We start from the raw sequence: 22,079 nt of genomic DNA, 5'->3' as shown, positions 1-22,079 counted from the left end.
TTCCTGGTTCTACAAAAAAGGGTGAGGTTATCATATGTCAAAAACAATATTGATTGTGGAAGATGAAGATATTTTACGTGAAATCATGAAGGATTATCTGCTGGAAGAGGGATATCGCGTGATTGAAGCCATTGACGGAAAGCAGGCGGTCTCGTTATTTCAGGAGCATGAGGTGGACTTGATTTTGCTGGACATCATGTTGCCGGAATTGGATGGATGGTCCGTATGCAGGCGAATCCGCAAGACGTCGAATGTGCCGATTATCATATTGACGGCCCGTTCGGATGAGGACGATACATTGCTGGGGTTCGAGCTTGGCGCTGACGACTACGTGACCAAGCCTTACCGCCCGCTCATTCTGTTGGCACGGGCCAAGCGGCTGCTCGAGAGCAGGCATACGCATGAGCATGAAAGCGACACGGTGTCCGGCGGAGGCATTTCAATCCATTTTCCATCCCGGACCGTTTCGGTTGACGGCACAAGTTCTGATCTAACGCATACGGAATTCGAAATATTAGCCTATCTGCTGCAAAACAAAGGGATCATTATCAGCAGAGAGCAGCTGATTACGAAAATTTGGGGATATGATTTCGCGGGCGATGATCGTACGGTTAACAGTCATATCCGCAATTTGCGTTCCAAGCTGGGGGAGCATGCCAAGCAGATTGTGACGGTTGTGCGTTCAGGATATAAATTTGAGGAAGAGCTATGAAAAAGGGGATTGTGCTTAAACTGTTCCTGCTGACAGCAGGATTGTGCCTGTTCCTGATCGCCGTTATTTTCATCTTGCAGACCGTATTTTTTAAACAGTTCTACGTTCATCAGAAAATAAAGGACCTTAACGCTGCGCTTCAGGCTTATGAACAAGATTATCTGAAGCACGCCTCGAACACGCAGGAGATGGCCAAGCTGGAGCAAGACTTTTTTCAAAAGCATAACACCTGGATCACGGCTTTGGACTCCCGCGGAAATATAAAGGTTGCCGGCGATTTCTTCATGGACATTAAGCTGGATCATTCGGACGAACCGGCGCTTGCTGATACAACGATAACCATCCCTCTGTACAGTTATATTAACATAGAGGACTTCAGCAGCAATCAAACATTCCTCACTCCCTGGATTGAAGAGGGGGGAATGATCGCCATGGAAGGCTTAATCATCAACAATCAGCCAGTGATCCAGCGGATGGGAAGGAACCGTGCCAATCTGAGAGATGAGAGCCGACTGGAGAATCATCAGATGGTGAGCAAAGAGTACGAGGTACTGGGCCGATTAGGTGCGGTCCAATATCGTGAGCAATATTCCACCTTTCTCGTCACAGGAACGATTACGAAAGTCCGGGTGCCGGAAGGGGCTGGGGTCTCGCGTTACACCAATCACCTGTTTCTGGACCGCATCAAAGCTTTTCAGGCGGATCTATTATACGGTGACTTGAAGGATGCCGCGAACGCTAAACAGGTTATAGATGTTGAAGAAAATCACGTGAACTACAAAATTATCGTGGACCGTACCCGGGACCGCTACGGAAATCCGGCATACCTGTTCGCGATGACATCGCTGCAGCCGGTTAATGAAGCCGCAGGGATCATCAACGACTACTATGTGTATATCATTATTGCGGCCTTGCTGCTTGTGCTGCTGGCATCGTTTTACTACTCCCGCCAGATTGCCCGCCCTTTGCTGCGTATCAGCCGTACCACCCGGCAAATGGCAAACCTCGATTTTTCGGAGAAAATTCCCGTCACCACGAAGGATGAAATCGGAGACTTGTCGGGCAACATTAACGAGCTTTCCGAGCGCCTGCACGCCCATATTCTCCAGCTTGAACAGGATATTGAGAAAGAAAAGCAACTGGAGCATACGCGAAAAGAATTTATAGCCGGCGTATCGCATGAGCTGAAGACTCCGTTAAGCGTGATTCAGAGCTGCCTTGCCATTTTGAATGACGGGGTTGCCAGCCATAAGCGGGAGCATTATTTTGCGGCAATGGAAGACGAGGTCGGCCGGATGAATGTGCTGATTGACGATATGCTGGAATTGGCCAAATATGAATCGGGTACGTATAAAATGGACACCGGTTCATTCTATATCGATGTTGTCATCAACCGGGTATGCACTAAATTAGCGCCGGATTTTGCGGCCAAGCAGTTGCTTCTCCACACTTCACTTATACCAGCCCAAGTCGAGGGGAACGAGCGTCGTATAGAGCAGGTCATTGTCAATTTCCTTACCAACGCGATTTCGTATACGCCGGAGCAGGAATCTATTTCCGTAACCACTGTGGAGGAGAGGGACACCATTCAAATTTGTATCGAAAATAAAGGTGCCTATATCCCGGACGAGCAGCTTCAGAAAATTTGGGACCGTTTCTACCGCGGTGAAACCTCCCGTCACCGGTCAACCGGCGGGACGGGGCTGGGTCTAGCCATATCCAAGAAAATATTGGAGATGCATGGTGTACCTTACGGTGTGAACAATACCTCCGATGGAGTGATGTTTTATTTTCAATTGAATAAAAAGGCGTAGCAATACGGAAGAAAGTGCAGACCTTGGTTCTGCGCTTTTTCTTTTTTTATTTTTTGATATGGCATTGATTTGCTCTGCACTTGTTCTGCATCTCTCCCTGTTAATCTTTCTTTCAGAGAGGGGGCAAGAGCACTGCTATCTATACCTAATTCTAAATAAAGAGAGGTCGATGTTCATGTTTAAAAAAATCATCCTGTCGCTGGTTATTGGCGGTACGGCGCTTACTTTGGCAGCCTGTGGGAATGGGCAAGCTCCGCAAGACGTAACATCTCAGCCGCAAGCCAATGAAACAGCTCACTTAGAGAAGTCAGACCAGACTTCCTACAAAACGATATTTAAGAACAGCGTATTTCTGGGAGATTCGATTACAGAGGCGCTATCCTACCATGACATTCTGGACGAGTTCAATGTAGTGGCAGGTGCCGGAAAGACTACCGAGCTGTCTCTGATGAGTGGAGATGTCGATAAGCTGGCAGAGCGGAGTCCGCAACATTTATTTATCATGCTGGGATCTGACGATATTCTCTTGCCGCCTCAGATTACCGATAACCCCAAGGAGTACTCACTGAACTTCTACGCCGAATTGATCGGCAGCATCAAGGAGAAGCTTCCGAAGGCATCCATCACGGTTTTGCCGGTTACTCCGGTCACGCCGGAGGCTGAACAAGTGGAGCCACGCTACAAAAATATCAGCGATTACAACCAAGGCTTACAAGAGCTGGCGGCCAAGCAGCAGGTTGGATTTGCCGATTTATCTTCGATCTTTGTTGACGGCCAACATTTGTATAGCTCGGACGGCATTCATTTTAAACCGGAATTTTATACACGGATGCTCGGTTTGCTGAAGGACCGGGTGAAACAACATGCAGCCAAGTGAAGCTCTGGAGGTGACGGGGAATGGTGTTTAGCAGCCTTATATTTGTATTTCTCTTTCTGCCGGTCACCCTGCTAATCTACTATATCTCGCCTATGAGAATTAGGAATGCTGTTCTGCTTGCCGCAAGTCTGATCTTCTATGCGTGGGGAGAGCCCGTCTACATTTTCCTGATGATCTTCTCGGCAGTATTTGACTATGTGAACGGGATCCTGATCGACAGATACAGGCAGCGTAAAGTGATTGCACACGGAGTGCTGATTCTGTCCATGATGGGCAGCCTGGGGATGCTTGGCTTCTATAAATACGCGGGCTTCGTGTTCGATAATATCAATTCGCTATTTAACCTGCACTTGCAGGCAGCAGAGCTTCCGCTTCCGGTGGGCATATCGTTCTACACGTTCCAGACGATGTCTTACATCATCGATGTTTACCGCAGGAAGGTGCCTGTTCAGAAGAATCTGATCGCCTTCGGCGCCTACGTGACGATGTTTCCGCAGCTTGTAGCGGGACCGATTGTTAAATATGAAGATATTGCAGGACAGCTCGCTAACCGCAAAGTGACGTTGGAGCATTTTGGCGAAGGGGCGGAATTGTTTATCACAGGGCTTGCCAAAAAAGTGCTGCTGGCCAACAATATCGGTGTGCTGTGGGCAAGCAGTAAAGCGGTGCCTGCGGCGGAGCTGTCGGTTCTGTCCGCATGGCTCGGCATCATCGCCTTCACCTTCCAACTCTATTTCGATTTCAGCGGATATTCGGATATGGCACGCGGTTTAGGTAAGATGATCGGGTTCGAATTTATGGAGAACTTCAACTATCCTTATATCTCCAAGAGTATTACGGAATTTTGGCGGAGGTGGCATATCTCGCTCGGGTCCTGGTTCCGTGAGTATATCTACATCCCCCTCGGCGGGAACCGGGCGGGTAAGCTGAAACAGCTCCGAAACTTGGCGGTGGTATGGTTTATAACCGGATTGTGGCATGGAGCGAGCTGGAATTTTATCATTTGGGGCTTATATTTCGGTCTCTTTGTCACACTTGAAAAGCTAATTCTCTTGAAACAGCTTCAGCGCTTGCCTGTCTTGGTAAGCCATGTCTACACCCTGATGATCGTGATCATCGGCTGGGTATTTTTCGAATTTGAACAATTGCCCGCAGCCCTGACCTTCATCGGAACGATGTTTGGTGCCGGAACACATGGATTCGCTGACAACCGGGCGCTCTACGATCTGTCGGGGAATGCCCTGCTGCTGCTGATCCTCACGGTTTGTGCCACGCCGTTACCCGGAAAAGCATTGGCCCGTATCCGAACCAGATTTGCCCGGTCCGGCACGCTTGCCGCGCTTGCCATCTACTTCATCTTCATCGCGGCATCAACAGCCTATCTGGTCAATGCAACGTACAATCCATTCTTATACTTTCGTTTTTGATCGAGGTGATTTGATTGAAGAAATACGACCAAGTCTATTACCGCGCACTCGCCATTGTACTACTTATGTTTACCGGGGCGGTATTGGTTGTCAATATTCTGACCCCGGGAAAGGTATTGTCCGAATCAGAGAACCGGATGCTGCAGCAGCTCCCGGCATTCTCGCTTCAAGCCTTAGAATCAGGCAAGTTTACCTCTGAATTTGAAGCGTATCTATCGGATCAGTTTATGGAGAGGGACTTTTGGATTGGACTGAAATCTGACGCGGACCGGGGATTGGGAAGGAAAGAGAGCAACGGGGTTTACATCGGCAAGGACGGGTACCTGATTCAAAAATTTACTCCTCCCGAAAAAGGAGAGCTGGAAGACAAGGTGAAAGCCATTCAAGCCTTTGATCAGGCTACGCCTGGTCTGCGCAAATATATGATGCTGGTGCCGACGGCAGCTTCCATACTTGAGGATAAATTGCCGCCTTATGCTTCCGGGGGCGGTGAGAGGGTCTATTCGGATAAGATAAAGGAATCTGACCTCGGGAACATTCGCTATATCGATGCTTTCCCCGCGCTGGAGGCGAACAAGGAGCAGCCGCTCTATTACAAAACTGACCATCACTGGACGACCAAAGGCGCTTTTCTAGCCTATCGGGAGCTGGGCGCATCCATGAGTTTTACCCCCAAGAACGAAGACGATTTCAACATTCGTGAGGTCACCGGTCAGTTCTACGGTTCTTTGTATTCGAAAAGCGGGTTCAGGCACATCCAGCCGGATGCTATTCAGCTGTATTATCCAAAGGTACCGGAGACCGTTTCCGTGGAGTACGTTGACGAACAGCAAAGTGCGGATTCGATGTACATTATGGAAAACCTCACCAAGAAGGATAAATACACTGTTTTTTTTAATGGGAATCATAGCTTGATCCGTATAACAACCGGCCATACGGAAGGGCGAAGACTGCTTATTGTTAAAGATTCGTATGCCAACAGTCTGATCCCTTTTTTAACATCGCATTTCAGCGAAATTGATGTGGTAGACCTCCGTTATTATGATGGGGATCTACTGAAGCTTATGGAAGAACGGCAAATCCGCGACATGCTGATTTTGTATAACATCACCACATTTGTTGAAGATCCATCTATTACATCATTAGCAGATTCTGTGGAATAATCCATAAAGGGGTTGAGTAACGATGTTTCCGGGAAAGAGAATGAAATACTTGGTTGTCCTGGCTGCCGTCATGAGCTTATGTGGCATTCTGATCGGATGCTCCAGTAAGAAGGAAGACGCCAAGGATGTTCCTGTCCATACCATTGAGGAGCGTATCAAGCAAGCGGCTTCTATGGAAGCCATGGAAAAAGGGGATATGAACAGGCTTAAGAGGCTCTATCATCTTAATGCAGAGGAAGTTCAGGATTTTGTGCTCTATACGGCAGAATCGAACGTCGAAGCAAATGAGCTGGCCTTGATCAGGGTGAAGCAAGAGAATCAGGCGGAAAGCGTTAAGGAGAAAATCATGAAAAGAATTGAGGCGCAAAAGGTCAAGCTGAAGGACTACCGTCCTGAGCAATTTTACCTCGTCGAAAAGCATATATTAAAGGTCAAAGGCCCATATATTTTGTTTACGGTCTCCAAGAATGCGGAGCAAATCGAAAGTGCGTTTAACGAAGCGCTTAAATAATCTCATTCACAAATGCGAAAAAGACCCCTCGGGCCATCCCGGCTTGGAAGGGGCACGCATAAGTTTCTATCTGCAGGAGCTATCTGGCTAGCGGGCCTATTTATTTTATCCCCCGCCCAGCAGCCGCTGAAGCCGCGTTGCCAGCTTTTGTCCGGCATTGGCCTCTACGAGCGTAAGGTCCCACAATACCGCATGGGTTCGAGGGTCGGCAGCATCGGTTTTTATTGTAAGGGTCAGCTCCTGTTTGCCTTCAAGCGGCACCTGAAAAGACAGCGGCTGATTCTCGCCCGGTGCGATATTCACATCCAGGGAGTAAAGCTCTTCTCCGTCGGCGCTGATCATGACGCTGCTGGTGCCGCTGCCCTTAGCAGGCATAGCATCGTCAGGGACGCCGAAATTCCCGGCTAACTCCTTATACTGTCCATCCAGGCGTATTGAGAACTCGTGGAGTCCCGGATGATCAGGGCTATAGAGATTGACCGCCGGTTCAATCTGCTCCTGTGCCATAGTGAAACTATGGAGTCCTTGTTCCCACTGCACTTCACCATGCTCAAGGGGGAGCTGGTCCAGCGCTCTGATCTCCCCGCGGCCATGATCCAAATAATAGTTGATACCGCTCACGGCGGAGTAGACGATTAATGTCAAGATAGCGCCTGAGGACAGGAGCTTGAGCACCCCTCTTGGCGTTGTCCGGTCGCGGCGGATCAGCCGCTGGGCGCCGTAGCCGACAGCCGCCCCGAGCGTATTAATAACGATATCGTTGATATCGAACGCACCCAAACGGGTTACCATCTGAATCAGCTCTATCCCGGTAATGGCTGCTAAGAAGACTAAGAGGAACGGCAGGAAGCGGCAGCGGATCAGCAGCGGGATTACGAGGCCGAACGGTACGAAGGCCAAATAGTTACCCAGATTGAAGACCCATAGATTCAAATAACCACCGCCTGGAAAGTGCAGCGGAATTCCGTCAAAGGTCAGCTGATACCGTAAGCCTGTCTCCGGCAGAGCCGATGAGCGGTTGAAGCCGGCAAACAAGAAAAATAAGGTGAGGATCGTGTAGAGACCTAAGCCGATCCAGACGGCAGTCCTCTTTTTGCCTTCAAACATGATGGTTGACCTCTCTTTATTCTTAGTTTAGTCCCCTTTGCAGGGATAACATAGGAAGTATAAGCTATCCTCACAGCTCCAGCAAGGCGGGGAGGGGGCTTTGTGTTCAGCTTTTCCTATCATCACATAATAATGTGTTAATCGTACTTGCAATCCATCCAATGCCTATTCTTTGGGTGTGGCCAATAACAGCACCAATGTTCTGCTCAATACTGCCAGTGTTACCGGACCCGTGACCTTTTCCGGCGTTTCGACTGGATAAAAGAAAAAAAACCGTCAGCCTTAATTGGCCGGCGGGATTTTTTATACTAGATCAATCCATTCATCCTCTATTCTCCTTAATCAGTGTACGCTCATACTCCGACGGGGTTCGGTCTTAATGGGACGGTCGGCTCGGCGTTACGGACTGAGACGCGCTTATTTCGAAGGAGAGTCACAACTTGGGCAAGTTGCGGACACCACGGCCCTTATTAACGAATATTCCGCTCCTAAACGTTCTTTAGAGAGACAATAAGGTCCACTCGGTCCGTTACTCCGCAAGAAGTTCCTGTTTCTTCAAATTAACGGCTCTCTGGTCCGTAAGGAACCGAAGTAGCTCGGGGCCCTTGCTTGGCTTGCAGGCTACATTGCTCAATTTTTGATTTTTACAATTTTGCTGGCGGTAACTTGTGCCGGAAACGAATCATCACTTGTTTGATAGAACACTTCAATTTCTTCACCCTTTTTATATTTAGAAGGTGAAACTTTATTTACCCAAATGGCTTGAGAATACATATTAGTTTCTAGAACTTCCTTGTAATTCTTATTCAAGTCTTCTTCTTTCAACCGAGCGATCACCAAGATCCTTGTATTCTCTACATCTACTGTGTGTACCTTCCCTTTTAAAACATTATCCCCCTTGCTACAGGCGGCCAGGGCTAACAAAAAAACGAAAATGAGAGTCGATTGGAGACTCGCTTTTAGAAGCATGGACGTTCTCCTTTGAAGGGGTAGGGAATGCGGTGAAATTCCTGTTTGTTCCAGCTTTTCTCTATCTCTAAATGTTCCTTCCCGGTTCTAACTATCCCCGACTCAGCATACCCTATCTTAACGGGAACATTTGTTCTATTTTACCATTGCTTAAAAATCTTAATCCTGGTTATAATACAAACAAATGTTCTTACTTAAGCCCGGAGGCGATTAGTCATGAAGATGAGCATCGGCCAAACCATAGAAATCATATACCTGGACAAAGCGGGCAAGATTACGCAGCGGAAAATTGAAGTGCGCGGCATTCGTGACGGCCGCATACGGGCCACGTGTCTGAGTACCGGCCAGCCCCGTGTATTCCTGACCGCCAATATTCTGTCGTGGCATCCGGCACGGGGGCGGAGGTATGCCTAAGGACCGGATTATTCTGCTCTCGGACTGCCAGTCCTTCTATGCCAGCGTCGAGAAGGCAGCCCATCCCGAATATGCGGATCAGCCTGTCGCTGTGGGTGATCCGTCGCGGATGAACGGGATTGTGCTGGCCGCCTGCCCGCTTGCGAAATCCTATGGCGTAACTACCGCATCACGCGTGGGCGAAGCCCTGACGAAATGCCGGGATCTCGTGGTCATCCGGCCGCGGATGGGGACGTATATTCAGGTCTCGCTGCTGATCTCAGAGATCTACCAGGGGTATACCGATCTGGTGGAGGCGTTCAGCATTGATGAGCAGTTCCTGGATGTGACCGGTTCTCTGCGCGTGTTCGGAGGGGATTTGCCGGAGATGATTCACTCGATCCAGCAGCATGTTCTGTTATCTACCGGAGTGTGGACCCGGGTGGGAATCGGCCCGTCCAAAATCCTCGCTAAAATGGCCAATAATTTCGCCAAGAAGAAGACAGGCGGAACCTTCCGGCTGGATTACGATAATCTGGACACAGAGCTATGGCCGCGCCCGGTGCATGAAATGTTCATGGTGGCGGGCCGGATGACCAAGAATTTCTACCGCATGGGTATTTCGACCATTGGAGACATTGCCCGGATGGAGCTGGGTGAGCTGAAGCGGAGAATGCGCACCACGCTGGGTAAGCAGAGCGATATTCAAGCGGAATATTATTGGCAGACCGCACGCGGCATCGATCCCAGCCCGGTGGTGACCGGGATACGCCATGAGATGAAGTCCGTCGGCCACGGGAAGGCGCTGCGCTGGAATCTGTATACCCGGCTGCCGGAGATTGAGGTGGTGCTGCTGGAGCTGGTGATTGAGGTCTGCCGGCGGGCGCGGAAGTACCGGTACATGGGAGCTGTGGTGTCCGTTGCGGTAGTGGAGACAGACGGCAACACCTCGAATGCCTACAGCCGGCAGACGACACTGCCGGAGCCTTCGTCGTTAACCCATGAGGTGGCAGCGGCTGCCTACCGTCTATTCGTAGATCATTGGAGCGGCTTGCCGATTAGCCGGCTGGCTATCTCTATATCCCAGCTCACGGATGACAGCGTGATGCAGCTGACCTTGTTCGACGACCGGATACGAAGCAGTAGCAGAGAACGGGCTATTGATCAGATCAAGAACCGGTACGGAAGCGGGGCGCTGATCCGCGCGTCTTCTTTGCTGGAGTCTGGGGTTGCTCTGGAACGGGCGCAGCAGATTGGGGGGCACTATAAATGAGCAAGCTAGACGGAAACGAGCGGTGGAAATCCAAAATGTTAATGACAGAGCATGTCCAGCAGTATGAGCAGAAGCAGGGGACAGAGGGCAGGAAAATGATTACGGTAGAGGAGCGGACGATGGTGCGTGACCTCATTCTGCTTCCTTACCTCGATACGATGGTCAGCAAAAGTCTGAAGGAGCTTGAGCTGTCCAATAGTATTCTTAAGCGGGCTTTCATGCTCGCCGGCCAGGCGATTCAGCAGCGTATTATGCAGGATACCTACCAGCTCCAGAAGGAGCTGAAGCAGCATAATATCCGGGTGCTGGCCGATGAGCAGGAGGAGTTCCTGGTGTATTACAAAATCTTTTGCCGGGGCTATCAGGAACGCTTCGGACTTACCCGGGATGTGATGCGCACCGAGATCAGCCTGCGGCTGACCAGGTACACGGCGGAGCTTGGAGCCGGCCTGAAAAACCAGCATTTGAGCAGTTAGTATCAGCTACAGCGCTTTGGTGAAGAAAATCTCTAGCGGCTCATTATCCGGCAGCAGGCAGCCTGAGTCCCGGTAGCCCAGTTTCCGGTAGAAATGCTGTGCCTCTTCACTCGCCATCGAGGAGGTAATAACCTGCTTATGGCCCATGGCCTGCATCGCTTGCTCCCAGTGCTGCACGGCCTGTCTGCCGAAGCCTGCGCTGCGATAAGGCTCATCAATCCAGAGCAGATTCATGAAGGGGATTTGGTCCCAGAAATACCCGTACCGCAGCCAGCCAATGTCCAGGCTACCCTCGCTCAGAATGTAAATCTCCTGCTGGTTTATTTTAGAGAGAAGAAGTGAGTTCAAGATATGGTGGTCACGGCTTGCGAGATAATCATAATCGGCTTCGGTTGCGGTTCTGATGTTCATAGGGCAATTCTCCTGTCATTGTATAGTGTGTGAAGAACGATTGTCCTTACAAAAGTCTACCACCTCTGGTTGTCTGGTTCGGTGTAACAAACAGCTATAAACAAACAAGCCCCTTCCCGGGGCTTGTCTTTGTCTTTGATTGGCCCGAACGTATGCCAAAAACAGCATACATTGTGCCGGTGCGCAGGCACATGGCCCGAACGTATGCCAAAAACAGCATACATTGTGGTGGTGCGCAGGCGCATGGCCCCAATGTATGCCAAAAACAGCATACATTGTGCCGGCGCGCAGGTAATCAAGTTTCGCCGCTAGCTTGTCCGCTATACAGAATCCGGTATTCCAGCGGCTCCAGCGTCAGGCGGATTTTCTCCCCATCCTGCTCCACAGGCTCGCCGCTAAAGGCATCCTGCCAAGCTCCGCCGCTCAGTGATTGCGTAAGCGTCAGCGGTTCAGCGGAATTATTCATCCAGACTGTGAAGCGGGTGTGCTCATTCCAGCGTTCATACACTAGTGCCCGGCTGCCCGGATCACTCCGCAGGAAGCGGAACTGGCCGGTGCGCAGCACCTCGTGCTCTTTGCGCAGGGCAATGAGGCTCTGATAAAAGCGCAGCAGCTCACGGTCCTGCCGGTCCTCTTCCCAGATCATACATTTGCGGCAGTCCGGGTCGTCTCCGCCGGTAAGTCCGATCTCGTCCCCATAGAAGATGCACGGCGTCCCGGTGAAGGTGAAGAGGAAGGTGACCGCAAGCTTCAGCCGCCCCTTGTCCCCGCCGAGCCGGTTAAGCACTCTCGGGGTATCATGGCTCGCCAGAAGATTGAACAGCACCTCATTCGCCTGCCGGGGATAACGCATGAGCAGCCCGTAAATTTGAGCAGCGAAGGTTCCGGGATCAATCTCCTCGTCGGTCCCGAAGAACTTCAGCAGCCGGTCAGAGAAGGGATAGTTCATTACCGAATCGAACTGGTCGCCCTGCAGCCAGCTGAGGGAGTCGCTCCACACCTCGCCGATGATGAACGCTTCCGGGTTAATTTCTTTGACCGCCTTGCGGAAATCCCGCCAGAATACATGGTCCACCTCATTGGCTACATCCAGTCGCCAGCCGTCGATGTGTACCTCCTTGAGCCAGAATTTGGTGATCTCCAGCAGATAATCTCTGGCTTCCGGATGGGCAGTGTTGAGCTTGGGCATTCCGCTGAAGAAGCCGAAGGTATCATAGTTGGCCTTGCCGTCCAGCACCTGAACGGGATAATCATGGACATGGAACCAGCCTGCGTATTTGGAATCCGCTCCATGCTCCAGCACATCCTTGAACGGTGCGAACTCGGAGCTGGTATGATTGAAGACGGCATCGAGGACCACCTTAAGCCCTTTGGAATGGGCGAGATCAACCAGTTGCTTGAGCTTATCAAGATCCCCGAAGCTGGCGTCAATCGTTCCGTAGTCAACGGTGTCATATTTATGGTTGCTGGGAGCCTGGAAGATCGGGGTCAGATACAGCGCCGTTACGCCAAGCTCGGCAATATAATCCAGATGGTCAATCATCCCCTGCAAGTCTCCGCCAAAATAGCTGTCGTGGGTGGGCGGTGCCCCCCATTCGAGCGTCCCTTCGGGGTCATTCGCCGGATCTCCGTTAGCGAACCGGTCCGGCATAATCTGATAGAAGACCGCAGATTTCGCCCATTCGGGAACCAGGAGCAGGTCGGCCTCATGAAGGTAAGGCATTTCGTAGTAGCCTCCGGCAGGCTCGGGCAGCCCGTCTGTAAAGAAGCCGGATTCTAGCATCCATACGGTTTCCTGATCGGTTTCCAGCCGGAAGCCATAGGAGAAACGTTTGAATTCGGGGAAGATCTCTGCTTCCCAGTAATCGAAGAAGCTGTCGGTAGCCACCTTGCGCATGCTCAGCTCCTGATGATGCTGCTCCCAGTCGTATTTATCGCCGGTCAGGGCAAATACCCGGTCTACATTGTTTTTTTTGCTGCGGATTCTTAAGTGGTAGGTGTCCTTGTTATAGGCATACGCCCATCGCCCCTGCGTTGAATGATAGAGACATTCCAGCTCGATGGAGGCGCCGGATGCGCTTAAGGACACTGCTTGTCTGCTGGGAGCCATATGAAATTCCTCCTGGGATACGTATTGTGGATGGATATTATGAGGTATGAGCTTTAGTTAATACCCTGGGACCGGAGGTTTCAAACAGCAGATATTTCACCAGGCAGCAGTCAAAATAGGGTGCCCTGCACCGGCTCCGGCCCGGCTCTGCGGATCAGCTCCGGGTAGTCACTCCGAGCATTGCCCACGGCTGGGGAGACGGGATAAGCCATCATCTGTTCCGCATCGTAAGGCCGCAGCAGCTTCATCAGGTCGGGAATATTCCGGTTGCTGCGCTCCAGCCACTGCGCTTCCCCGTCTGCATCCAGAATGACCGGCATCCGGTCATGGATGTCTTTCATGAGAGTGTTCGGAGCGGTGGTGATGATCGTGCAGGTGGAGATTCTGCCGCCGTCCGGACTGGTCCAGATATCATACAGTGCAGCCATGGAGAACAGCTTACCGTCCCGCATCGTGATCCGCATCGGCTGCTTGCCGCCTTCCAGGGTCTTCCAGTCATAGAAGCCGTCTGCGGGAATCACACAGCGGCGGGAGGCCACCAGCCCTTTGAATGAAGCCTTCTCCAGCAGCGTTTCACTGCGTGCATTGATTAGCTTGGCAGCGTTCTTGTCCTCCTTGGACCAGGAAGGGAGCAGCCCCCAGCGGAGTTCTCCAAGCTTATTCTGTGTGCCGTCATGAATAACCGCAGCAATATGCTGCATCGGAGCCGCGTTATACCTTGGCGCATATTGGATGAGCGGATGCTCGCGGATGAAATACTTGGCGATCAGCTCCTCCAGCGTTACCGTAATCGTATATCTTCCGCACATTTTATCTATGCCTCCCTGGGTAGTTAACGGTTTACAGACCGAACAGCTTATCTTAGCATTATATTAGAATTATATAAGATGAGACTGAAGATTGCGAAAGGGGACGGCAGCACATGATTATCGTAAGCTCCTGCCTGGCAGGAATGAAGGTCAGATATAATGGAACCGATTGTCTGGAGCAGGGCATCCGGCAATTGCTGGACAGCCGGCAGGCGGTTGCAGTATGCCCCGAGCTGCTAGGCGGCTTCTCTACCCCGAGAGAACCGGCAGAGATTATAGGCGGCAGCGGCAGAGATGTGCTGGAGGGGCAGGCCCGGGTGGTTGACAGAACAGGGAATGATGTAACCGCAATGTATATAGAAGGCGCGCATGCCGCGCTGGAGCAGGCACGCAGCTTAGCTGCCACGCTTGTTGTCCTTAAGGAGAACAGCCCTTCCTGCGGCAGCTCAAGGATCTATAACGGAGAATTTGCGGGCGGGAAAATCCCCGGAGAAGGGGTGACCACAGCCCTCTTGCGGCTGCATGGTATTGAAGTGATCTCCGAGGAGCAGTTTGCCGCGCGGTTGCCGGAATTAGAGGGCTGATCGGGAGCGCCAACCATGGACAAATGTTACAATATTGTGTTTATTAACAGGTGGTAAAACAGGCAGTTCAGCAGTATAATCTAGTAGTCCTGTAAGTGGAAACGGCATTGCCGTCCTTTCAGGGACGGTACCGTTTCAGCGAGAAATAGAAGGATAAATTATCGTGTGAAACAAATAAATTCTTATATTTTAAGAAAATCCTGAATTTCAAGAAGTGGAGAATTTCGTTATGAAACCCATTTATTTGGACCACGCCGCCTCAACACCGGTTCATCCGGAGGTGGCAGCGGTTATGTATCATATGCTGTTGAACGAGTACGGCAATGCGTCCAGTGTGCACCAGTTCGGACGGTCTGCCAAGAGAATTATAAATGGGGCGCGCGATAGAATCGCGGGCTTTTTGGGCTGTTCCCCTGAGGAGTGGGTGTTCACAAGCGGCGGCACGGAGAGCGATAATCTCGCCCTGTTCGGGGCGGCCTATGCTTCTGCTTCCAAGGGTAGACATATCATTACTACAGCGGTTGAGCATCATGCAGTGCTGCATACCTGCGCGGAACTGGAAGGGCAGGGCTTCGAGGTCACCTATCTTCCTGTCGATTCTACCGGCCGTGTCTCTTTGGAGGATGTAGAATCGGCTCTGCGCGAGGATACAGTACTGATTAGCATAATGTATGTGAATAATGAAGTGGGAACTGTACAGCCTATAGAAGAGATTGGCAAATTAGCGGCCGAACGGGGTGTGCTTGTGCATGTAGATGCTGTACAAGCTCTGGGAACGCTGCCCCTGGTGCTCCGCGATCTGCCGGTAGACTATATGAGCTTCTCGGCCCACAAGATCGGAGGTCCTCAGGGGATTGGAGGCTTGTACGTCCGGCGGGGGGCGCCGCTTATGCCAAGACAGCATGGCGGACTTCAGGAGCGTGGCCGGCGGGCGGGCACGGAGAGTCTGGCTCATAACGCCGGGTTCGCCAGAGCCGTTGAACTGGTTGTACAAGGGCTGCCGGGTCATCATGAGCAGGCTCTGGAGCTCCGCAGAACACTGCTGGAAGAGCTGGACAAGCAGGTCGGAGCAGAGAGATATGTCGTCAACGGAAATGAACAGCATACGGTGCCTGGAATTCTGAATATCAGCTTCCCCGGGGCCAAGACAGATGTGCTGCTGATGAACCTGGACATGGAACGGATTGCGGCAGCCAGCGGCTCAGCCTGTACATCAGGATCTCTGGAAATCTCGCATGTTCTGCAGGCGATGAAGCTTCCGGAAGAACTTTTGAACTCTGCGATTCGCTTTAGTACAGGTTTGGGTAATACTAATGAAGAAATGCAGGTTGTGGCCCAGAAAGTTGGAACCGTTTTGAACCGGCTGCGTACAAAAGACTAGGTTTTCGTGCAGTCTGGCAGACGTTCGGGAGGTCTTTGGCCCATGGGACCCGTATGCAATACTTAAGGTGAGGGGACTTTGGATACCATGAAGCTTCAAGATATGATTGGCCTCACTGTATATGAAGTTGAAGAAGGTACGGAAGTCGGTGAAATAATCGACATTGGACTGGATTCAAACTGGAATATTACGGGTATTGAACTGGAAAGTAAATCTTTTTTTGGAAGACTTGTGAAAGTTGTGGCATGGGATAATATTGCCGCTTATGGCGAAGATGCTGTCATGATCCGCAATAAAGAGTCGATTGTTAAGGTTGACGCTGACCATATATCCTACACTTTCCTCTTGGGAAAGAACAAATTGAAGGACAGGCAGGTGCTTACAGCATCGGGAACGGTGCTTGGGCGAATATCGGATGTTTATTTTGACCAAAAGTTGGGAAACACAATAGTAGCGCTGGAAATCAGTGACGGGCTTGTAACTGATTTGATCGAAGGCCGCAAATGGCTGCCTTGTTCTGAAGAGATGACTATCGGAGAGGATTCTGTACTGGTTCCCGCGATGAGTGAAGAACGGCTCCAAAATGCCATTAATATTGTTAACGGATAGGTGGAATGTATTATATGAAGTGTCCAAACTGCAACTCCAAGGATATCGGCAAGATCGGCTCCCACCAGTTCTATTGCTGGGGCTGTTTCATCGAACTAACGGTCAACGGCGAGAAAATGTCGGTGTATCAGGTTGAAGAGGATGGCACGCTCAGCTCGCTTGACGATCTGTTCTCGGGTGAAGAGGTTGCACAGGATTTCCCGCAAATCCACGCCTCCTCTTGAGCATTGCCTGATTCATAACCGGCTAACAGTTACATAGATTCGCCGTGCCCAAATACCGGGCGGCTCTTGAAGCCGCCTGGTATTTGGGCTTTTTTGAAATATAAGAATTTATATGTTTTACGCTATAAACTATCCTTCTATTTCTCGCTGAAACGGTGTGAATAAGGAGGCGAAGTTGAATCTATGTGAAAAAAAGAACATATTGAGCGGGCGAACGGATGTGTGGGCCGGATGTATGTAGAAAACCGACTACAAAGGGCAGGTGTGGGGTCGTGCGGGCTGAATGTAATCGAAAAACCGATTACATTTCGCCAAGTGAGGTCGTGCGAGCTGGATGTAATCGAAAAACCGATTACATTTCGCCAAGTGAGGTCGTGCGGGCTGAATGTAATCGAAAAACCGATTACATTTCGCCAAGTGAGGTCGTGCGGGCTGGATGTAATCGAAAAACCGATTACATTGGACTGGCGCGAGCGGCGTTTACAGGGAGCTCCGGACAAAGTTGCATCTTTGTTATACGGGCTAAGGAATTGGTATGTCGTCTCCGGGACACGGACCCTATACTGAAATCGACTGGCACGGGGCCAGAATTCAACAAGGTTCTACACGAGGGGGAATGTTCAGATGTACCGCAAAGGAATATCGAAGCTTCTGATTGCCGGATTGCTGCTGTCAGGAATTCAGCTTCCGGGAACTACAGGAATAGCGCAGGCAGATAACGGGAAAGACGCAGACAGGCTGTCTGCAAGTACAGGACAGGCAGATGCAGCCCGGGCGGCAGGGTTCACCGATATGAAACAGCACTGGGCGTCGGCTGCAGTGAACAGGCTGTCAGCCGCAGGAATTCTGCAAGGGGACGAGGCAGGACAATTCAGACCGGGACAAGCGGTCTCACGGGCAGAGATGGCCGCCATCATCAGCCGCGTGTTCCGTTATTCGGATTCGGGCAGCACTGTATTCAGTGATGTAAGCGCTTCTTCCTGGTATGGCAAGGATGTAAGCCGCGTGAATGCCGCAGGCGTTATTCAAGGCTACGCGGACGGCCGGTTCCAGCCGGGATCGGCGGTCACCCGCCAGGAAGCTGTAACCATGCTGAGCCGGGCATTCACGCTGGAGGCGGGCTCCCTGGGTGCGCTGGCTGCACAGTCAGATGCGGCAGTGGTCAGCGGCTATGCCCGGGAAGCCGTGAGTGCGATGCTGGACGCCGGTTACCTGCGCGGCGATGCGGACGGCAAGCTGAATCCCAAGGCGCAGATGACCCGGGCCGAGCTGGCCGAGCTGCTGAGCCGGATGGTCGGGTGGATCAGCTCAGGCGAGGGAAGCCAGAAGCTTGGAGCCGTGTCCGGCAATGTGATTGTCAACCGGGCGAATGTGCAGCTCGAAGGCGGCCCGGTCAGCGGCAATCTCTACGTCACAGCCGGAGCAGGGGAAGGGGAAGTCTCGTTCTCGGGCATTAAGGTGCAGGGAACGGCACATATCTCAGGAGGCGGTGACCATTCGGTGGTGTTCCGCCAATCTACCCTGGGACAGATCAAGCTGAATAAGCTTACCACCCTGGTAAGGATGGTACTGGAGGATGGCAGCACCGCAGCGCGCATTGAATTGCTTAAGCCGGCGAAGGTGGAGATCGGAGCGGGCTCACGCGCAGAGACTGTACTCATTAGCGCAGGCGCTGCAGGATCAGAGATCGTGAGCCGGGGTCAGATCGGCCGGCTTGAGAACCAGGGGGAGCGTGTGCTGCTCAACGGCCAGGTACTCAAGTCCGGGGAGACGCTTCGGGACTTGTCCGGCACGGGAGCTACAGCGCAGGCAAGTGCCAAGGCTACCACTGCCCCGGCCCAAGCGGGCGGCGGAAGTGCAGGCGGTGTTGTCACACCAGCGCCAAGCTCAACACCTTCACCAGCGACGCCGTTGCCGACAGCGGCACCTGCTGTCACGCCAACCCCAACGCCGGCCCCGACTCCGCCAACCCAGAACAATCCATGGGAGCTGGTGTGGAATGACGAATTCGACGGCCAGGCCATTGATGAGGGCAAATGGAATGTACAGGATACCGGCACGGTGTACAATAACGAGCTGGAATATTATCACCCGGACAATGCTTCGCTTACGACAGAGAGCGGGCAGAGCGTACTGGAGCTGGAAGCCCGGAAGCAGGCTCACGGCGGGAAAAATTATACTTCAGCCAAGCTGACCTCGAAGATGAAGGGCGACTGGACCTACGGCAAATTTACCGTGCGGGCCAAGCTGCCGGTTCAGCAGGGCATGTGGCCAGCCATCTGGATGATGCCAACCGATGACGAGACGCAGTATGGACCTTGGCCGGGAAGCGGCGAGATGGACATTATGGAATTGACGGGACCGGTTGCCGGCAAGGCAGAGGCGGATCTCTATCCAAGAACGGTCCATGGCTCGATTCACTACGACATTCCGCACGCATCCCAGACCAAAACCTATGTACTGCCGGAGGGCCAGACCTTCGCGGATGATTATCACGACTTCACGCTGGAATGGCTTCCGGGCCTGATCCGGTATTATGTGGACGATGAAATGTATTTTGAAACCAAAGACTGGGGAACGATGGCCAAAGGCCAGCCGGATTACTATACGTACCCTGCTCCGTTTGACCGGCCGTTCTATATGATTCTGAATCTGGCCGTGGGCGGCGATTGGCCGGGTGATCCGAAGGCCGACTTCAAGTCAGATAAGATGTATGTGGACTATGTAAGGGTCTACAAGTACAAGAACCTGGACCAATGGCCGGACGTAACAGGCAAGCGGCCGATCGATCCGGGGCACTCGGCCCCGCAGCGTCCTGCCCTGGCAGACGGGAATCAGATCTACAACGGGGACTTCAAGGGTACTGTAGCAGCCCAGGGTCAGCCGGAATATTGGGAATTAATTGAGAATGAAGGCGGGAGCGGAACAGCCTCCGTCATTGATGATCAGGATAAGAGCAAGGCGGTGAAGGTTGCCGTCCATGAGGCCGGCAAACAGAATTATTCCATTCAGCTTGCGCAGAAGCCGCTGCTGCTGGAGCGGGGCAAAGCCTATAAGGTAACCTTCGATGCCAAAGCGGATGCAGCCCGGCCGCTGATGAGCAAGCTGACCGAATTCGGCGGCGGATGGACGGCTTACTCCGGGGAACGCAATTTCCAGCTTACACCGGACTGGCAGCCGTATGAGTACAGCTTCACAATGGCTAAGGCTTCGGACAATAATGCCCGCTTTGAATTCAATCTGGGTCTGAACAACATTTCCGCCTACTTCGCGAATGTAAGAGTGGTAGAGACAGAAGCACCGCCGGTAGTACGCACCCCGCTTGCTGACGGCAACCTGATCTATAACGGAGGCTTCGATCTGGGAGAAGCGCGGCTCGGATATTGGAGCTTTGCCGTTAGGCAGGGCTCGGAAGCAGCGGCGAAGGCTAGTGTAACCAATACACTTGCCCTGCCGATGATGAAGCGGGAATTCCGGGCGGACGTGCAGAAGGCCGGAGGATCGCCGGAGGATGTGACCCTGACCCAGGCAGGAATTCCTGTGTCGGCGGCAGCCGTCTACCAGCTTGCCTTCGATGCGAGATCGGCCGAGGCGCAGCCGCTTGGCATTAAGCTGGCAAGCAGCGGTGGACAGACGGTCTATCCTGACGGAACCACCTTCACGTTGACACCGGAGTGGAAGAGCTATACAGCAGAAATTGAGCTGTCCGGCGGGTCCGGCACGGAAGCTGCATTATCGTTCCTTCTGGGCGCGGCTGCGGGACAGACCGAGCTTGACAATGTGTGTCTGGTACGGATGACCGATCCGCCAGTGCTCACTAACTACCTGCATCTGCGCGGAGACCAGTTCTGGAGAGCCTCAGGAACCGGCCTGATTCCGAGCGGCGAAGGCGGCAAGGATATTACGGACATAGATAAGGGCGACTATGTGGAATACAAAGTGGTACTGCCACAGGCAGGCAGCATTGTTCCGGTAACCCGTGTATCCAGTGTGCGCGCGGATTCGGAGCTTACCCTGTCCGTATTGGATGCCGGCAAGCAGAATGTGGTGACGGAATCTGTCTACAGCACGGCAGTAGGCGATACCGGAGGGCTTCAGTCCTACCGGGCGATCGTTGGAGCACCACTGGAGTTGCCTGCGGGAAGCTATTACATCCGTCTTGGCGGCAGCGGCTACAATCTGGCCTGGCTGGATCTGTCCCGCGAGCTGGTGGTGAACGGCAGCTTCAAGGACGCTTCCACCGACAACTGGACGCTATACAAGAAGGACTGGGATGACAATGACCCGGGGAAGAGCACTGTAATGAAGGCTGTGTATGGAGAACTGCAGGTTAGCCTCGGCGGAACTGGAACGGAGGCTTGGCATGCACAGGTGAAGCAAGCGGGCATCCCGGTAGAGCAGGGCAAGAAATATCTGCTGCGCTTCGATGCGGATGCTTCGGTAGGCCGGGATATTAAAGCGCTGGTTCAGCATGACGGGACTGACGATGGCAACTGGACTCCTTATCTGGAACAGGAGCTGAGACTCAGCCAAGACGGCGGACACTATGAATATCTGTTCACTGCCCCGGCAACGGATCCCGCAGCGGTGCTCCAGTTCAGTCTGGGCAAGATCACCGAAGAGCTGGGAGCGCATACGGTCAACCTGAGCCATATCTCCTTGCTTCAGGTAAGCCCGGTGCTGGATGGTGAGGCTTACGGGGAGAATCTGATTCCAAACGGAGATTTCTCAGAGCCGCTTAAGGGCTGGAGCAGCTACTCCTCCGACAACGGGGAGTTAGCCATTGACAATGTGGATGGAGCGCTGCAGATCAAGGTGGGCTCCACCGGCACGAACACCTGGGACCGGCAAGTCTTTTATGAGGGAGTCGCTTACAACGAAGGCAATCATTATACACTTACCTTCAAGGCCAAGGCATCGGCTGAACGCAAAATGAATATCAGCATCGGCTGGCTGGATGTAGCAGACAATTACAACTGGCACGGGTATACGAGCAAAATTGTTGATCTGGGCAGTGAATATCAGGAATATACCGTAGAATTCGATGTTGCCGGAGGCAGCACCTCCATCGGCCGCATTTCCTTCGAGCTGGGGGATATCAAGGATGGCGGCACCGGGCATCTGACGGTGGACGTGGATGATATTGTGCTCACGAATAACGGGACAGCAGCTGCACCTTAAGCACCTTGAACATGCTTTGGATTTTGTTATTCAGGCTTACGATTTGGT

At 52.3% G+C, this 22,079-nt stretch carries 19 protein-coding genes; 14 read left to right on the top strand and 5 right to left on the bottom strand.

All coding sequences use genetic code 11. The features are described 5' to 3' along the window. Nucleotides 1-34 precede the first annotated feature (34 nt). The 6 genes from J2Z70_RS10150 to J2Z70_RS10125 all read left to right on the top strand — a co-directional run bounded on the left by J2Z70_RS10150 (nucleotide 35) and on the right by J2Z70_RS10125 (nucleotide 6,504). Nucleotides 35-712, top strand: coding sequence for a response regulator transcription factor (locus J2Z70_RS10150; RefSeq protein ID WP_209872273.1), 678 nt, complete (start codon nucleotides 35-37; stop codon nucleotides 710-712). Further along, nucleotides 709-2,526 (top strand): sensor histidine kinase, encoded by a 1,818-nt coding sequence (locus J2Z70_RS10145; RefSeq protein WP_209872271.1) that lies wholly within the window; start codon nucleotides 709-711, stop codon nucleotides 2,524-2,526. The genes J2Z70_RS10150 and J2Z70_RS10145 overlap by 4 nt, the downstream gene beginning before the upstream one ends. A 175-nt stretch (nucleotides 2,527-2,701) precedes the next feature. Further along, on the top strand, nucleotides 2,702-3,403 hold the full coding sequence (locus J2Z70_RS10140; RefSeq protein WP_342593005.1) for a GDSL-type esterase/lipase family protein: 702 nt from the start codon (nucleotides 2,702-2,704) through the stop codon (nucleotides 3,401-3,403). A gap of 20 nt (nucleotides 3,404-3,423) precedes the next feature. Beyond that, on the top strand, nucleotides 3,424-4,830 hold the full coding sequence (locus tag J2Z70_RS10135) for an MBOAT family O-acyltransferase (protein ID WP_209872266.1): 1,407 nt from the start codon (nucleotides 3,424-3,426) through the stop codon (nucleotides 4,828-4,830). Between the two features lie 137 nt (nucleotides 4,831-4,967). Continuing rightward, complete coding sequence (locus J2Z70_RS10130; protein WP_245368124.1) at nucleotides 4,968-5,993, top strand: DHHW family protein; 1,026 nt, start codon at nucleotides 4,968-4,970, stop codon at nucleotides 5,991-5,993. Nucleotides 5,994-6,033: 40 nt separating this feature from the next. Further along, nucleotides 6,034-6,504 carry a DUF4358 domain-containing protein gene (locus J2Z70_RS10125; RefSeq protein ID WP_245368123.1) on the top strand — a complete coding sequence of 157 codons (471 nt, stop codon included), beginning with the start codon at nucleotides 6,034-6,036 and terminating at the stop codon, nucleotides 6,502-6,504. A gap of 105 nt (nucleotides 6,505-6,609) precedes the next feature. Here the strand turns inward: J2Z70_RS10125 and J2Z70_RS10120 are convergent, their stop codons facing one another. Both J2Z70_RS10120 and J2Z70_RS10115 read right to left on the bottom strand, forming a co-directional pair. Beyond that, nucleotides 6,610-7,611: a VanZ family protein gene (locus tag J2Z70_RS10120; RefSeq protein ID WP_209872260.1), complete on the bottom strand. Its 1,002-nt coding sequence runs from the start codon at nucleotides 7,609-7,611 to the stop codon at nucleotides 6,610-6,612. A gap of 630 nt (nucleotides 7,612-8,241) precedes the next feature. Then, a complete protein-coding gene (locus tag J2Z70_RS10115; RefSeq protein WP_209872256.1) occupies nucleotides 8,242-8,580 on the bottom strand; it encodes a DUF3221 domain-containing protein in 339 nt (112 codons plus the stop codon). Between the two features lie 216 nt (nucleotides 8,581-8,796). Between J2Z70_RS10115 and J2Z70_RS10110 the strand changes: the two genes are divergently transcribed. From J2Z70_RS10110 to J2Z70_RS10100, 3 genes are read left to right on the top strand one after another with little or no spacing between them, the layout of a single operon-like run. Continuing rightward, the gene (locus tag J2Z70_RS10110; RefSeq protein WP_209872254.1) at nucleotides 8,797-8,994 is read left to right on the top strand and encodes a hypothetical protein; all 198 of its coding nucleotides are present in this window, start codon (nucleotides 8,797-8,799) and stop codon (nucleotides 8,992-8,994) included. Continuing rightward, nucleotides 8,987-10,246: a DNA polymerase IV gene (locus J2Z70_RS10105; RefSeq protein WP_209872251.1), complete on the top strand. Its 1,260-nt coding sequence runs from the start codon at nucleotides 8,987-8,989 to the stop codon at nucleotides 10,244-10,246. The genes J2Z70_RS10110 and J2Z70_RS10105 overlap by 8 nt, the downstream gene beginning before the upstream one ends. Continuing rightward, the gene (locus tag J2Z70_RS10100) at nucleotides 10,243-10,722 is read left to right on the top strand and encodes a YhjD family protein (protein WP_036732304.1); all 480 of its coding nucleotides are present in this window, start codon (nucleotides 10,243-10,245) and stop codon (nucleotides 10,720-10,722) included. The genes J2Z70_RS10105 and J2Z70_RS10100 overlap by 4 nt, the downstream gene beginning before the upstream one ends. Nucleotides 10,723-10,728: 6 nt before the next feature. Here J2Z70_RS10100 and J2Z70_RS10095 read toward each other — a convergent pair whose 3' ends face one another. From J2Z70_RS10095 to J2Z70_RS10085, 3 genes are all read right to left on the bottom strand, one after another. Then, nucleotides 10,729-11,133, bottom strand: a complete 405-nt coding sequence (locus J2Z70_RS10095; protein WP_209872248.1) for a GNAT family N-acetyltransferase — start codon at nucleotides 11,131-11,133, stop codon at nucleotides 10,729-10,731. A gap of 295 nt (nucleotides 11,134-11,428) precedes the next feature. Then, nucleotides 11,429-13,243 carry an alpha-glycosidase gene (locus tag J2Z70_RS10090; protein WP_245368122.1) on the bottom strand — a complete coding sequence of 605 codons (1,815 nt, stop codon included), beginning with the start codon at nucleotides 13,241-13,243 and terminating at the stop codon, nucleotides 11,429-11,431. 110 nt (nucleotides 13,244-13,353) lie between these two features. Then, complete coding sequence (locus J2Z70_RS10085; protein ID WP_036732300.1) at nucleotides 13,354-14,052, bottom strand: SOS response-associated peptidase; 699 nt, start codon at nucleotides 14,050-14,052, stop codon at nucleotides 13,354-13,356. Between the two features lie 113 nt (nucleotides 14,053-14,165). On the opposite strand from J2Z70_RS10085, the gene J2Z70_RS10080 reads away from it, so the two are divergent. The 5 genes from J2Z70_RS10080 to J2Z70_RS10060 all read left to right on the top strand — a co-directional run bounded on the left by J2Z70_RS10080 (nucleotide 14,166) and on the right by J2Z70_RS10060 (nucleotide 22,031). Then, nucleotides 14,166-14,636: a 2-thiouracil desulfurase family protein gene (locus J2Z70_RS10080; RefSeq protein ID WP_209872245.1), complete on the top strand. Its 471-nt coding sequence runs from the start codon at nucleotides 14,166-14,168 to the stop codon at nucleotides 14,634-14,636. 229 nt (nucleotides 14,637-14,865) lie between these two features. After that, nucleotides 14,866-16,017 (top strand): cysteine desulfurase family protein, encoded by a 1,152-nt coding sequence (locus J2Z70_RS10075; protein WP_209872242.1) that lies wholly within the window; start codon nucleotides 14,866-14,868, stop codon nucleotides 16,015-16,017. 87 nt (nucleotides 16,018-16,104) lie between these two features. Then, nucleotides 16,105-16,626 carry a PRC-barrel domain-containing protein gene (locus tag J2Z70_RS10070; RefSeq protein WP_036732295.1) on the top strand — a complete coding sequence of 174 codons (522 nt, stop codon included), beginning with the start codon at nucleotides 16,105-16,107 and terminating at the stop codon, nucleotides 16,624-16,626. Between the two features lie 14 nt (nucleotides 16,627-16,640). Continuing rightward, entirely contained in the window at nucleotides 16,641-16,850 is a 210-nt protein-coding gene (locus tag J2Z70_RS10065; protein ID WP_036690502.1) for a hypothetical protein, read from the top strand. Nucleotides 16,851-17,474: 624 nt separating this feature from the next. After that, on the top strand, nucleotides 17,475-22,031 hold the full coding sequence (locus J2Z70_RS10060; RefSeq protein WP_209872239.1) for a carbohydrate binding domain-containing protein: 4,557 nt from the start codon (nucleotides 17,475-17,477) through the stop codon (nucleotides 22,029-22,031). Nucleotides 22,032-22,079: the final 48 nt, after the last annotated feature.

Source organism: Paenibacillus silagei (assembly GCF_017874735.1).
GTDB lineage: Bacteria > Bacillota > Bacilli > Paenibacillales > Paenibacillaceae > Paenibacillus_AQ > Paenibacillus_AQ silagei.
This window is presented reverse-complemented; position numbering and strand designations above follow the sequence as displayed.